This is a genomic window from Flavobacterium oncorhynchi, from assembly GCF_002217355.1.
In the GTDB taxonomy this organism is placed as follows: Bacteria; Bacteroidota; Bacteroidia; order Flavobacteriales; family Flavobacteriaceae; genus Flavobacterium; species Flavobacterium oncorhynchi.
In genome coordinates, this window is the sequence record NZ_MUHA01000023.1 from 1 (window position 1) to 15,117 (window position 15,117).

Consider the following 15,117-nt stretch of genomic DNA (forward strand, 5'->3'; position numbering starts at 1 on the left):
TGTTTTTTTTCTTCATTTTTTTAAAGTTTTAATTTTTATCGAATTTCGATGTTTTTTAAGGGTTTGTGAGAAAAATAATAATCATTTAATTACTTGTATTTGTTTTATTTGAGGTGAATTAGGAGTAAAATTAGGCTATATTTTTTTTAAATGTTAAAAAAGTCATTTTGCTGCAAAAAAAAATACTAAAACGTTTTTGTAAATCGTTTTATTAAAATATATTTGTTTTAATAAATTAACTAAGGTTTAAGATAAACTTAACGTTTTATGAAAAAAAAGATCACTATCAAAGATATCGCTAAGGCAGCAAATGTATCGGTAACTACGGTTTCATTTGTTCTTAATGATAAAGGTGAGAAGATGGGGATAAGCAAGGAAGTGATCAAAAAAGTTTTTAAGGTAAGTGAAGAAATGAAATTTAAACTCAATATGATCGCCAGCAGTTTAAGAACTGGTAAAACAAGATCGATTGGGCTTATTGTAGAAGATATTTCAAATCAGTTTTTTTCTGATTTAGCGAGAGTAATAGAAAGAGAAGCAATAGATTTAAATTATAGAGTTTTTTATTGCAGTACAGGCGGGAATGATGAACGTGCAGTTGAGTTGGTTAATAGTTTACTTCAGGCAAATGTTGACGGTTTTATTATAACACCAACTGAGAATATGAAATCTACTATAGATAGATTAGTAGAGTTACAGTGCCCAGTTGTTTTGGTCGATCGTTATTTTGAAGAACAGGATGTGAGTCATGTAGTACTTGATAATTTTGAGGGGGCAGAAACGGCAACACATTATTTATTAAAAAAAGGATTTCGAAAAATTGCATTTGTAACCAACTCTTCGCAGTTGATTCAGATGAATTTGAGAAAACAAGGATATACAAAAGCATTAAAAGAAGTGGGCTTATATGATGAATCTAAAATTTTAGACTTAGAGTATCATATCAGCGAAGAGGAACGAATTGAAAAGATCTCTGAATTTTTGGATAAAAGAAGTGATATAGACGCTGTTTTGTTTGGAGCAAATTATTTGCTTCTTGCTGGATTACAGTCTTTAAGCAAGCTTGGGTTGAGAATTCCTGTAGATAAAGCAGTTATTAGTTTTGATGATCATGACAGTTTTAGACTTCATTCGCCATCCATAACTGTATTATCGCAGCCAATTGAAGAGATGGGAAAAAAAACAATCAAATTGTTGATGAAGCAAATGAGTGACGGCAGCAATTATAAGGTTGTAAAAGAAAAGAAAAAAGGAAGTTTGACAATAAGGGAATCGGTTTAAAAATTGCACCCTTTTTTTTAAAGAATATCACTAAAACGATATAGTTGAATTAGTAAGCAACTCAAGAGAGCCAAACAAATTATTAAATAAAAACAAAGACGCTTATGATGTAAAAGAAATAGAAAAAATGTTATTCAGGAAACTTAAATTATTACTAAATGCTGAAAGGGTAAATTAAGTAATATAGAATTAAAGGTTTTAGTATTTACTATTTTTTTAAAATTCAGAACCTTTCAATTTAAACAAAAATTAAAACCAAACCAAACTAATATTAATTATGAGAAAACTGTTATACAAATCACTGTTAGTTTTTCTAATGGTATTGTGCTACGAAGGAGTTAGTGCACAAAACAAAACAATCTCCGGTGTAATTACAGACAACGCAAATCTTCCTATTCCTTCAGTTATAGTTAAGGAAAAAGGAACGAAACAAGAAACGCTTACTGATGAGAATGGAGCATTCAAGATTTCAGTAAAAGAGGGTGCCACAATCATCATAAGTTCGATTGGGTTTAAAACAACAGAATTAAAAGCTGTTGATGGAATGGAAGTTAAGCTGGCAAGTGCAACAAATGAACTTGAAGGAGTTACAGTTACCGCTTTAGGACAAACTAAAAAGAATAAAGCAATTGGTTATGCGACAAGTATAATTAAAGCTGATGCGATCACAAAAACAGCATCTCCAACAATTGCTAACTCTTTATATGGTAAAGCGCCGGGTGTTCGTATTACATCTACACCAGGAGGAGCTGGAGCAATCAATATCCAGATTCGTGGTATCAACTCTATTACAGGTAGAAATCAGCCGCTTATCATTTTAGATGGTGTGCCTATTCGTGATGGTGAGGTAAACAATAGTGATTACTGGAATGAGCAACGTGTAAAAAACAATGGTTTAGCAGATATAAACCCTGAAGATATTGAGAACATCTCTATTCTTAAAGGAGCATCTGCAGCTGCATTATACGGTTCTGAAGCTGTAAATGGAGTTGTATTGATTACTTCTAAATCAGGTAAAGGAAAAAAAGGTTTAGGTGTAGATTTTAGTACTAGTTACTCTGGTAACGAAATTGCATACTTGCCAAGATTTCAATATGCGAGAGGACCAGGATGGTCGAATGCAAATTTTTCTACAGGATTTTTAGCTCCAAATGGGTTCACGCAATATGATACAAATGGAGACGGTACACCTGACACTAGAGGAGTTTCTAATAGTAGTTATAACTACGGTCCATGGTTCGACGGGCAACCAGTTATGACTTGGGATGGAGTAGTGCGTCCATATTCTGCTCAGAAAGATGGATACAAAAATATGTTTCAAAATGCTTGGGATGCGACTACAAACATTGCGCTTACAAACAATACAGAAAACAGCAGCACTCGTTTTTCTTACACACATATTGAATCGGAAGGTTTAAGTATGGGGAACAACAACAAGAAAAACAACTTTAACTTAAACGCATCTTTCAAAACAGGTAAATTAAAAACAGACGTAATTGTAAGTTATTTGAATCAAAACATTACAAACCGTGCATACGGTATGGATCGTTTGGTTAATAATTTTACTGGTATGATTAGTCCGTTTTCTAATGGAGATTGGTACAAAGCAAGATACAAAACGAGCTTAGGATATAAATATGTTACGGGTAAAGATACTCAAAGTTTAACTCCGGGTGAGAATATTTATCGCAATGGATTTAGAAATGATATTGCTGATTATTTTTGGAATACAAATGCTAAAAGACAATCGGAAATTACAAACCGTTTAATTGCCAGCGTTACTGAAACACTTTCAATTACAAATGAGTTAACATTACGCGGCCGTCTTTCGACTGATTTGACTTCAGTAAATACAGAGAATAAAAACCCTGTGGAAATTCCTTTAGTTTATAAATTTGGTGGAGATGGAGATGCTTCAGGATCTTTTTTAATGGATGCTCAAGATTACAATATTCTTTATGGAGATGTATTATTGACATACAATAAAAAAATTAATGAAGATTTTGGTGTAAATGCTGTTCTTGGTTTTCAAGGGACTCAAGAAACAGGAAGAACATTATCTCGTTATACAAATGGAGGTTTAAGTGTTGAAGGATGGTATGATATGAACTCATCTATAGGAACACCTCTTAGTAAAAGTACAAGATACGAGACAGTAAAAGATGCGATTTTTGGAACTTTAAGCGGTAGCTTTAGAAACTATTTGTTTATTGAGGGAACGATCAGAAGAGACCGTACTTCTACAATGAACCCAAATAACAATGCCTTTACTTATCCTTCTGTTAACTCAAGTTTTATATTGTCTGATGCGGTTGCATTACCAGAATTTATCAGCTATGCAAAAATGAGAGCTTCTTGGGGTATAGTAGGTAACTACCCAGATCGTTACAGAGCTAACGTTGCATTTATTCAAAACACTTTAGGAACTCAAGGTACAGCAAATCCTGTTTTGATTACAAATTCTCAGGATATTTATGGAAATGAAGGAATTAAACCTGAAATGAAAAACGAGTACGAGCTTGGTTTTGAAACAAAGTTCTTTGATAGAAGATTAGGGTTAGATTTTTCTTACTACAATGCAAAAATTAAAGATCAAATTCTTGACATGACTTTAGCACCAACTACGGGAGCTAGTAAAATTTTAGCAAACGTTGGGGAATTAAATAACAAAGGATTTGAGATTGCTTTAACAGGTTCTCCTTTTAGAACTCAAGATTTTTCTTGGGATGTAACTTTAAACTGGGCTAAAAACATCAACAAGATTGTAAAATTAGCTAACGGTGCAAGTGAATTATTGCATGCTGATTATGATGGATCTGCTGCTCAATTAAAATCTGTTGTAGGTGATCCAATGGGAGGTATTTATGCGCATCCAGTTAAAACAGATGCTAATGGTAATAAAATGGTGGACTCTGATGGTTTTTATATGCTTGATGGTGACAAATGGGAAAAATACGGATCAGCAATGGCTAAAGGTGTTGGAGGTTTGTTAAACACATTCACGTATAAAAATTTCACATTAGACGTAAATATTGATTATTCTTACGGAGGTTCTTTGATGCCAACAGGTATCAACTGGATGACAGCTTTAGGTTTGACGGAAGAATCATTGAATGCTAGTACAAACGAGCGTGGTGGTTTAACGTATTACATGGACAATGGAAAAGGTGTTCAGGTTCCTAACAGTGCTACTGCAGGTCCTGCTGGTCAACCAGTATTCCGTGATGGTATGTTGATGGATGGTGTTAATGTAGATGGTACTCCAAATACAAATGTGGTTTCTCAAGCAGGGTATTATGTTACTACATATAACTGGGGAGGACCACAATACAGCAGCTCACGTTACGAATTATACGTTCAAAAGAATGATTATGTGAAGTTAAGAGAATTATCTTTAGGATTCAACGTTCCAGCATCTTACGCTAGTAAAATTGGAGCTACGAAATTAAGTCTTTCTTTATTTGGACGTAACTTATTCTACATCTACAGAACTATTAAAGATATGGATGCTGAAGCAACTACATCTGGATCTAGATGGGACAAAAACGTAAACAATGCGGGAGTAAGCCCTTCTACAAGAAGTTATGGAGTAATGTTAAGAGCATCTTTCTAATTACGTAAATTATAATTAAAAAACAGACAACATGAGAAAATTATTATATATTTCATTAACGACAGCAGCGATCTTTTTGGGCTCTTGTTCAGACAGTGATTTTGAAAATGCGTATAAAGATCCATCTACTGTAACGGCAACAAATGTACCTAAGCAGTTTGCGGGGTTTATGAAAATTAACTTTGAGGATGTTATCCCATCGTATTGGAATTACTTTACGGTGATTAGAACAACTTCTTTGAATTATACTCAAGCTCACGGTATTGTTAATGCAGCAGGACGTTTTGTTCCTGGAGCAGCAGTAACGAACAGATGGGATAGATATTACAAATTCATTACTCAATACAGAGAGTTGGAAAAAGTAATGGCTTCTTTAACTCCAGCAGAGCAGGCAGAAAATCGAATTTATACCGTTACTTCTACAATTTACTTGTACGATCATACCTCAAAAATGATTGATAATTTTGGAGATATTCCTTTCTCTGAAGCAGGTAAAATTAGTACTACTGGTGGTAATTATGATGCTGCAGCAGCTAAGTACGACAATCAAACGGAGCTTTACATCAAAATGTTAGATGAGTTAAAAGCTTTTTCTACTGAATTGAACACAATTACTTTGTCTCCTAAGGTGGTGGTAGAGTTCAAAAACCAAGACTTGATTAACAAAGGAAGCTTGGTAATGTGGCAAAACTACTGTAATTCTTTGCGATTGAAATTGTTAAACAGAGTTTCTGCGGTTCCGGCTTTTGCTGCTAGAGCAAATTCAGAAATAGCTGCAATCATAGCGGAGGCAAAAATTGTTGATGAAAATTCAGAGAATATCGCATTTAGAGTTTATACTCAAGATACAGATTTAGATACTTCTGGTTTCTTTGATGCTTTAGAATCAGGAAATAACAATCTTGCACCAAAACCAATGATTGATCATATGAATACTAACAGCGATCCACGTGAACCTTGGTTGTTTGAAAAAGGAGCAAGCGCAACTGCTTATGTAGGACTTGATCCATTGATGATATCAGGAGCTCAAGATCAGTTAATTGCTGATACTAAAATAGCTATTTATAATAGATCTGTAATTAGTAGAAACAAGTGGCTTCCTGGAACATTGATTAATGCCGCTGAAGTAAACTTACTTCTTGCAGAGTATTATTCAAGAAGCGGTAATAGTGGTGCTGCAAAAACGTCTTTCGAAAAAGCGATTAAACAATCTGTTGAGTATTATGTAAGATTGGGAGATAAAGCGGATGTTTTAACTTGGAAGCCAGCTACAGAGCCTACAACAGCTGAAATTGATGCTTATATTGCAAAAATTAACTTTGCAGGAGCAACAACAGCTGCTGCTCAATTGCAATTGATTGCTTTCCAAAAGTACATTCACTACAACATCATGCAGGCTGATGAAACTTGGGCTGAACAAAGAAGATTAAAACTTCCAGCACTTAGTTTCATGGAAGATGAAACAAGTACGATCAGAAAGACACCTCCAACTCGTTGGACATATCCAAACTCTGAGCGTGTTTACAATACAACAAATTACAATACTGTTAAAGACAAAGATAATTTAAGTACCAAAATTTTCTGGGACGTAAAATAATTTCATTTTTAATGTTTGGTTAGTAATTGGTAAACCCCAGATTCAGGATATTCTTGATTCTGGGGTTTTTAACTTTAAGATGAATCTTTTTTTAAGAGAAAAAATCTTTGCAAAGGAGATATTATTATAAAAAAAATCGGCGGACTAGTAGTTAATTCAACTATAGTCAGTCGATTTTTGTTTTAAATGGTTTTCCTTTAGTTTCTTTTAATCATACGATAAAGAGGTAGTCAGCTGTAAAAGTTTAAGGATTAGTCGATAGTTTAATCGCAAAGTACACAAAGAAAAAAACGCAAGGTTCGCAAAGTTATAGTGAAACTTTGCGAACCTTGCGTAAATCTTAGCATTCTTAGCGGTTTAAAAAAAATAGGCTGTCAAATAGAATTTAAAGCGTTTTAATTCTGCTTAATAAAAGTCAATGGCTGCTCGTAATTTGCAATAGAAACGAGTGCATTATAAACGTATTTTGAGACTAATGCACCGCCTTCGCTGTTAATTAAAGCAGTATCATCTTCGGGAGTGTGATATTGCGGATGTCCGCCTGTATGTAAACCTATAGCCGAAATATCATTTTTGTAAAAGGTAACATGATCAGAACCACCAACATCACCAGCAAAAACAACTGGATTTAGTCCGCTGCCTTCGCCTAGTTTTTTCATTAGTTCAACTCCATCAGGAAAAGTTCCTGCGCCGCCCATATAGAGTTCTTTTTTATCGTTTAATCTTCCAACCATATCCATGTTGATCATTACTTTAACAGCATTTTTAGCCACAGGTAAGTGATTTACAAAGTATTTTGAGCCCAATAAACCTTCTTCTTCAGCGCTGAAAGAAATAAAAATAATACTTCTTTTTGGAGCTGTTTTAGTACGATAAAATTCTTCTACAATCGACAAAAGAGCCGAAACACCAGAAGCATTATCATCGGCTCCATTGTGAATGGCCAACGTGTCTTTTTTCTTGCTGCCAGAACCTTTTCCGCCCCATCCCCAATGGTCGTAGTGCGCACCAATAACGATATACTCGTTTTTCAAATTTTCATCCGAACCTTCAAGATATCCAACGACATTTTGTGTAGATACACTGTCTGATTTTATTTTATTAATATCAGGTTTCATGAATATTTTAAAAGGCTGATAATAGCTGTTATTGAATTTTTTTAATCCAAATTTTTTGAAATACTTTTTAATGTAAGCCGCAGCTTCGTTGTTGCCTTTTGTTCCTGCTAGACGACCTTCCAGCTTATCTGAAGCCAAATAAGTATCGTGCTTAAGAAATTTCTCAGCAGAAAATGTAGATTGTGCAGTTCCTTTTTCAGCTGCGATAAAAGCAACTGCAGAAAAGAGAATAACTTTTTTAAACATGTTTGTAATAATTAATTTTTATGATATTTTAAATAAGCCCATAAAATTCAATGATCTTACGAGCTTATCGAATTATTGTATTTGCATTTCGATTATGGTATCAATTGCATCGAATTTAACTCCATTCAAATACACAAATGTTCCCTCAGGCTGTTGTTTGAATTTTAGTTCTTTTTTACTGTCCATCAAATAACATTTTTTAATTTTTTGCTTCATCTCAGGAATAAAAATATAATCAGTTTGATTAGGAGTTTTGATAATGTGTGCAAACCAAGTTTTATCTTTAGCCGTAAATACACCCCAATCTTGCGGCTTCATCACATTACCTCTCGTTCCGTAAATTGTATTTCCGTTTTTACCCATCCAAACTCCAATTTCTTTTAACGTTTCAACAAATTCCGGCTGAATAGTTCCATCTGCCATTGGACCAACATTCAAAAGGAAATTAGCATTCAAACTGGCAGCATTGATTAAGTAATGAATTAAATCTTTAGTCGACTTGTATTTGCGGTCATTAATATTAAATCCCCAAGAATTATTCATTGTTTCGCAAGTTTCCAAAGGCAATTGAGAAACGGATTGTCCGCCAAATCCAGTAGAATTTCCTCCAGGTAAGTCTTTCTCAAAAGCTTGAAAATCTTCACCCTGAATAGGTGTAAGATGATGATTGTTTGAAATTAAACAATTAGGTTGTAAGGAATGAATCAGTTTATAAATATCGTCGTAATGCCAGTTTACTTTTGACTGTAATGTTTTATCCGTATCATTATCCAATTGGTCCCAATGACCGTCAAACCAAATACCGCCAATTTCTCCGTAATTAGTCAGTAATTCTGTTAATTGACCTTTCATAAAGCGAATATAGCTTTCCCAATCGCTTTTTTGAGTTCTGCCAGTTCCTTTTCCTGTTTTTCCAGTTTCATATTGATAGTCAGATCTAGTCCAGTCTAAAAGCGAATAATAACAAAATAATTTGATTCCTTCTTTATGGCACTCATCAGCCAGTTCTTTTAGTAAGTCTCTTTTAAAATGCGTATTTGTAATTTTCCAATCCGATAATTTCGTGTCAAAATTGCTAAAACCATCATGGTGACGTGTAGTAAAAGTGATGTATTTCATTCCAGCACTTTTCGCAATACTTACCCATTTTTTTGCATCAAAATCCTGTGGATTAAAAACATTAATCAATCTTCCGTATTCCGTTACTTTGATATTTTGATTGTTCATAATCCATTCGCCGTTGCCCAAAACGCTGTATGGGCCAAAGTGAATAAACATACCAAATTTATCATCTTGAAATTCTTTTCTGTTTTTCAGGTTTCCTTCGGTTGGAGTGTAGTTTTGAGCCATTATTGCCGTCAAGCTCATTGAGAAAAACAGCAGACAAAGTGTGATTTTTTTCATGTTTTTTGAAGTTAGGTGGTTTGATAGTAAGGTTTTAATAGTGAAAATTAAATAAGGATTTAAAATAATGACAATTTAAAAGAGAGTGTGTCCAATAAAAGTCATAATTCTAAATCCTTATTTAATTTTAGTTTTTTTGAAGATTAAATATATAAAGACTTCTCTTTAAGCAATAAGTCGATATTATCTAAGTTTAACTATCAATTACCTTTCTCCAACCAAAAATCCCGAAACATTCCAAGCGCTGCTGCTGGTTCCTTCTGGTTTTCCCATTGGGATAGAAACGCGAATAGTATGTTTTCCTGGTGTAAGGTTTCCTAAATCAATTAAATTTGGATTCGTTGTTGTTCCCGGACACCAGTTAGAACGGCTTAAATCTGATGATGATAATCCATTGCCAAAATTGCCCGAAGCAGGATTGCTCAACCTATACGAACCACAATCTGTACGCCAAGGTGTAAATGCAAATACTTCCTTACCATCAATAAAAATAGAATTCTTTTTTTGTAAAAATTCATCACCGTTTTCCCAGCCTCCATGACCAGTTGTGGTATAACTCAACTTGAAGTTTTTGTATCCTTGCGGTACTTCAAAAGTCATTTCCAGACCTTTTTCGTTATCAAACATCGTAGCATAATCTTGCCCTGCCATTTCCATTACATTAAGGGTATTGAATAAAGGCAAAATAAAATCGCCTTTTTCATTATTGTCCTCGCCCTCATGAATAGAAATATTCAAACTCGCTTTGTGTCCGCCCGCATCATAATTCCCAATAAACATTCCGATATAAACCTCCTGATTGCTCAATTTTGGCTGTAATAGTGAAATGTCCTGACGATAGAAAACACTGTCTTGCCAAACCTTATTTTTAAGCTGCAAATAGTTGAAATGTTTTACACCAAACGGAGTAAAAAAGCGCATCAATTCTAACAGTGGTGCATATTCATCTGTAGCTGTAACACCTTGGTATTTTTTGCCATTTCCGTTTTCGTATACAGGAAGCGTTTTAGCGCCATTTTTTAATCCGTCTAGAAAAGAACTTTTTTTATCCATTGGAATCATAAAAACAGAGCCTGTTCTGTCGTAAGCATCACCATTAGATTGCTGTGTTACATCAACAAAAATGGCGCTTCCGTTTTTTATTTCAGGAAATTTCACTTTTCGGACAATAATAGTACCGCTTGCAAATCGGAGGATGCTGTCATTTGATTTTGAATCAGATGAAAAGTTAATTTGCTCTTTTTCGAAAACTGAAATATTAGTAAAACGACTTTTCCATAATAAATCTTTATAAGTCAGCTGGTCAACAGTTTGTACAGCAGGTATTTTTAATACAGCAGGAACCGTTTTTAGAATCTCGATTTTTGAAGCCGAAACAATAGAATTTCCATTACGATTAGTTTCTAGAACTAAACCTAAATCTTGTCCAAGAACACTTGGTCCGCCTTTTAAACCCAATTCGTTGGTATACCAAATTTCGATTTTATTTGAGTTTACAGATGTAGTAGCTTTTTTACAGGTATAATTTAGGATTTTTTTAGTTTCATTGCTAAACTCAAATTTTTGTTTCCCTAAAGCTTCACTGTCTTGACCAAGAATAGATTTATTTGCTTTAAGCTGCGCCCATTGCAAAATAGTTTTGGAATTTAAATCAACAAAAGTCTGCTCAAAAGGCAAATCTGCTTTTTTCTGTGTTATTTTATCAGATGTTACTAAACTTAAGTCTTTAGAAGCAAACAAAAGCAAAGGATCTTGGTTTTCGCTGATTTTTCCGTTGTAGCTTCTTTGATAAGTAACTTTAATTGCTTTGGCTGTTTTTTGAGCAAAAGTGATAGAGATTGAACAAAAGAAAAAGAGTGCAAATAGTGTTTTTTTCATGTTATGGTTTGTTTGGTTTATTTGTACTTCTGGTTTAAGCCTGAAGAAACTAAATTGGTTGGTTTGAAAATCAAATATATGGCAATTTGCTAAATCGATTTAATAAAATTACAAATCTAAGATGAAATCAGAATTTAAAATGCAGTTTCATAGTGTTTTGAAAATTATAAAATAGAGAAGTATAATTGAAACGGATACCGTTTTTCGCAAAAGCTAAGATAGAAAATTTTAAGTTCTAATAGGAACATACTAACTTTTTTTAGTAAAAAAACATCAATTTTAAAGTCATTACTTGATAATCAGTTAATTTACTGTATCGTTTTAGTAAGAAATGGTTTTTACTAAAAATGTTTAGTAATCAATTAATTACATTTTTTTAAAAATAATTTTGTTCGTAATAAAAAACGAGTACATTTGTTATATGTATGAACATATGAACAAAATACCGTTATTAGATCACGACAGCAAAATTCCGCTTCACAAACAAGTGGAAGAGTTATTGCGCGAATTGATCAAACATCCCGATTTTAAAGATGGAGAGTTATTTCCAAAAGAAGTGGATTTGGCTAAACGCTGGGGAATTTCTCGTAATACACTTCGTCAGGCAATCGCCATTTTGGTAAATGAAAAGCTGTTAGTGCGAAAAAAAGGCTCAGGAACGCGAGTTTCCCAAAATCGAATCACAACCAATCTGAACAACTGGATGAGTTTTACTCACGAGATGGAGGATATGGGATTAGAGTTTAAGAATCTTTCTTTGAATGTAGAAATGGTTAAGGCCAGCGCTAAAGTTGCTAAATATCTGCAAATTAATGAAGGTGATGAAGTTTTGCTTTTGCAGCGTACAAGAAGTATTGATGATAGTCCAATGGTGTATTTCGAATCTTATTTTCATCCAAGGATTGGACTTTCTGTTGAGGAAAATTTTGAAACGCCATTATACGAGATATTAGGCAATAAGTATAATGTCGTTCCTGTGTATTCGCAAGAAGAATTAAAAGCTATTGCGGCAAGTAAACGTATTGCGGGCTTATTAAAAATCGAGAAGAATCAGCCTGTTTTAGAAAGAAAAAGAGCTGTTCTTGATACCGCTAGAAAACCAATCGAATATAATATTTGTTACTATAGAAACGACTGGTTTACCTATACAATCGAAATCAAACGTACGATTTAAAATAGAATGAAAAAGTTAGGAATTGATGTTGGCGGGAGTCATGTTACTGTGAGTATTATTGATGAGAATATTATTAATGAGCAGCCGCAGACTTTAATTAGAAGAGAAATCAATTCAAAAGAAAAAGCATCCAGCATTATTTCAGTGCTAAGCAGTTCGATTGAAGAAGTTTTGAAGCAATCCAATAATATCGATTCAATTGGAATTGCTTTTCCAGGGCCTTTTAATTATGATAAAGGCGTGAGTGAAGTTTTGGGAGTTGGCGGAAAATTCGAAACAACTTTTGGAATCCATATTCAGCAGGCATTAAAAAATAGTATAGGTTTGAAAAATGTTCCTTTTGTTTTTGCAAACGATGCCGATTGTTTTGCCGAAGGTGCCTATTTCCGTCATAAATTAAACAGTGCACGAACTGTTTTTGTGACTTTAGGAACTGGATTTGGTTCCGCCATAATGTTAGATGGCGAGCTAATTAAAAAACATCATGACATTCCCGATGGCGGCGCTTTTTATAATCAGCCTTTTTTAGAACAAAAAGCCGATGATTATTTCTCAGTCCGCTGGCTTTTGGCAGAGTACAAAAGGCTTTCGGGCGAAAATATCAAATCGGTAAAAGCAATTGCAAATTTAAATACTGAAATTTCAAAAACAGTTTTTGCCAATTTCGGTCGAAATATGGGAACGTTTCTTTTTCCTTGGTTTGAAAAATTTAGATGCGAAGAACTGGTAATTGGCGGCAATATTTCTAAAGCCAAAACACTTTTTATGCCCGCTTTAGAAGAAGCTTTAAAAGAATTAAAAATAAAAGTAAATATTATTTTCTGTGATGACGCCGAACTGAGTATTCTTAGAGGAGCGACAATTATTGCAGATAAGAAAAATAAAATACAAATGGAAAAATCTATTCAGTCTAAAAGAAAAACCACACAACCTTTATTGCCTGTAAAAGCAGTTATAAAAGAAAATGGAGAATACAATGTTTTTCCTTCTTTTCCTTCCAAATCTGAAATTTTTGTTGGATTTGAAAGTTTGGCGAATCAAATTGCAGGACAAAAAATTGTTGTTATTGATGGATTTGGCGGTGTTCTTTGGGAAAATTTCAGACATCATTTAAATTCGGCTTTGATCGAAAAAAAGAAAAATGTGCTTTGGTACGATATTGATTCCTGCTTAAAATCAAGCGAAGAAATCAATAAAATGATTGAACCAAACCTTAATGGAAATGATCCTGTTTTTGGAAAAAAATATTTAGGAGAACTTTCTGATTTCTTTGAAGCCGAAAAATTAAATAAACTAAAGCCAGACACAAGTGCTGATATATGTATTGTTTACGGAACTGGAGCTTCATTGTCAAATTGGGAAGGAAAACTGATTTATGTTGACGTTCCAAAAAATGAAATTCAGTATAGAATGAGAGCCGGTGCTGCAAAAAATATGGGCAGTAACGACACTTTAGCTTATTCTCAGGTTTATAAAAGAATGTATTTTATCGAATGGCCTGTTTTAAATATTCACAAAGAACGTTTGCTTCCAAAAATTGATTTTATCGTAGATGAACAGCGAATTGATGAAATCACTTGGATGAAAGGAAGCGATTTTAGAAATGCATTGAATCTAATGTTGGAAAGTCCGCTTCGTGCTCGTCCTTGGTTTGAAGCCGGAGTTTGGGGTGGTGATTGGATGAAAAATCATATTTCCGATTTGAATCAAGAGGAAGTAAACTACGCTTGGTCATTTGAATTAATAAGTCCAGAAAACGGAATTGTGTTTGAAGGAAACAATCATTTACTAGAGGTTTCTTTTGATTTTCTTCTATTTCAGGATAACAAAAAAGTGCTAGGAAAAGCAGCAGATCGTTTTGGAAATTATTTCCCAATTCGTTTTGATTATCTAGACACTTTTGATGGAGGAAATCTTTCTGTACAATGTCATCCGCGTCCAGAGTACATTAAAGAGAATTTTGGAGAGGAATTCACACAGGATGAAACCTATTATATTTTGGATTGTGAAGATGATGCTGAAGTTTATTTGGGCTTTCAAGAAGATATTAATCCAGACGAATTTAGACAAGCATTAATAGAATCTCAGGAAAAAGCAGAAGAGATTGATATTGTAAAATATGTGCAAAAATTCAAAGCCGAAAAACATGGTTTGTATTTAATTCCTAACGGAACCATTCATGCTTCGGGCAAGAATAATATGGTGTTGGAAATAAGCAGCACGCCATATATTTTCACTTTTAAAATGTACGATTGGGTTCGTCCCGGTTTAGACGGAAAACCGCGTCCGATCAATGTAGAACACGGATTCAAAAATGTCTATTTTGATAGAAAAGGAGAAAGAGTGGAGAGAGAGTTTATTTCGAAACCAATTGTAAGCAAAGAATTTCTGAATGGCAGAAAAGTGAGTCTGCCTACTCACGAAGAACATTTTTATGCCGTTGACCGCTACGAATTTACAGGTGAAATTGAAATTGAAACTTTAGGACAATGTCATATTTGTATGCTTGTCGAAGGTGATATTGCCGAAGTAAGCGCAGGACAAAACAGCCAAAAATTCAAATATGCCGAAACTTTTGTCATTCCTGCAAATGTTCCAAAATACAAAATCAATCATATTGGCAGTAAAAAAGCTTTTGTAGTGGTTTCGTATGTAAAAGATAACTGGTGTTAACGCAATTGGCTTTGTGAATTGTCACCCTGAGCGAAGTCTAAGGGCGTTCTAATTGGCACGTGGGCTTCGACTCCGCTCAGCCTGACAATAACTTCGCCTGACAAATGAATATCTAAAATCTATGTTTCTATAT

Annotated in this window: 8 protein-coding genes; 5 read left to right on the top strand and 3 right to left on the bottom strand. The window is 34.0% G+C overall.

Annotation, left to right across the window (positions count from 1 at the left end; genetic code table 11):
* The first annotated feature begins 267 nt into the window (after positions 1-267).
* The 3 genes from B0A75_RS14420 to B0A75_RS14430 all read left to right on the top strand — a co-directional run bounded on the left by B0A75_RS14420 (position 268) and on the right by B0A75_RS14430 (position 6,491).
* The gene (locus B0A75_RS14420; protein ID WP_089054983.1) at positions 268-1,281 is read left to right on the top strand and encodes a LacI family DNA-binding transcriptional regulator; all 1,014 of its coding nucleotides are present in this window, start codon (positions 268-270) and stop codon (positions 1,279-1,281) included.
* A gap of 277 nt (positions 1,282-1,558) precedes the next feature.
* Positions 1,559-4,894, top strand: a complete 3,336-nt coding sequence (locus B0A75_RS14425) for a SusC/RagA family TonB-linked outer membrane protein (RefSeq protein WP_089054984.1) — start codon at positions 1,559-1,561, stop codon at positions 4,892-4,894.
* A 31-nt stretch (positions 4,895-4,925) separates the two neighbouring features.
* A complete protein-coding gene (locus B0A75_RS14430; RefSeq protein ID WP_089054985.1) occupies positions 4,926-6,491 on the top strand; it encodes a SusD/RagB family nutrient-binding outer membrane lipoprotein in 1,566 nt (521 codons plus the stop codon).
* Between the two features lie 395 nt (positions 6,492-6,886).
* Here the strand turns inward: B0A75_RS14430 and B0A75_RS14435 are convergent, their stop codons facing one another.
* The 3 genes from B0A75_RS14435 to B0A75_RS14445 form a co-directional block, all read right to left on the bottom strand.
* Positions 6,887-7,855, bottom strand: a complete 969-nt coding sequence (locus B0A75_RS14435; protein WP_089054986.1) for a M20/M25/M40 family metallo-hydrolase — start codon at positions 7,853-7,855, stop codon at positions 6,887-6,889.
* 72 nt (positions 7,856-7,927) lie between these two features.
* Positions 7,928-9,259 (bottom strand): alpha-L-fucosidase, encoded by a 1,332-nt coding sequence (locus B0A75_RS14440; RefSeq protein ID WP_208861277.1) that lies wholly within the window; start codon positions 9,257-9,259, stop codon positions 7,928-7,930.
* A gap of 204 nt (positions 9,260-9,463) precedes the next feature.
* On the bottom strand, positions 9,464-11,137 hold the full coding sequence (locus B0A75_RS14445) for a GLPGLI family protein (RefSeq protein ID WP_089054988.1): 1,674 nt from the start codon (positions 11,135-11,137) through the stop codon (positions 9,464-9,466).
* Between the two features lie 433 nt (positions 11,138-11,570).
* Here B0A75_RS14445 and B0A75_RS14450 point away from each other — a divergent pair, with 433 nt between their 5' ends.
* Both B0A75_RS14450 and B0A75_RS14455 read left to right on the top strand, forming a co-directional pair.
* Positions 11,571-12,311, top strand: a complete 741-nt coding sequence (locus B0A75_RS14450; RefSeq protein WP_089055066.1) for a GntR family transcriptional regulator — start codon at positions 11,571-11,573, stop codon at positions 12,309-12,311.
* 6 nt (positions 12,312-12,317) lie between these two features.
* On the top strand, positions 12,318-14,984 hold the full coding sequence (locus tag B0A75_RS14455; protein WP_089054989.1) for an ROK family protein: 2,667 nt from the start codon (positions 12,318-12,320) through the stop codon (positions 14,982-14,984).
* Positions 14,985-15,117 lie beyond the last annotated feature (133 nt).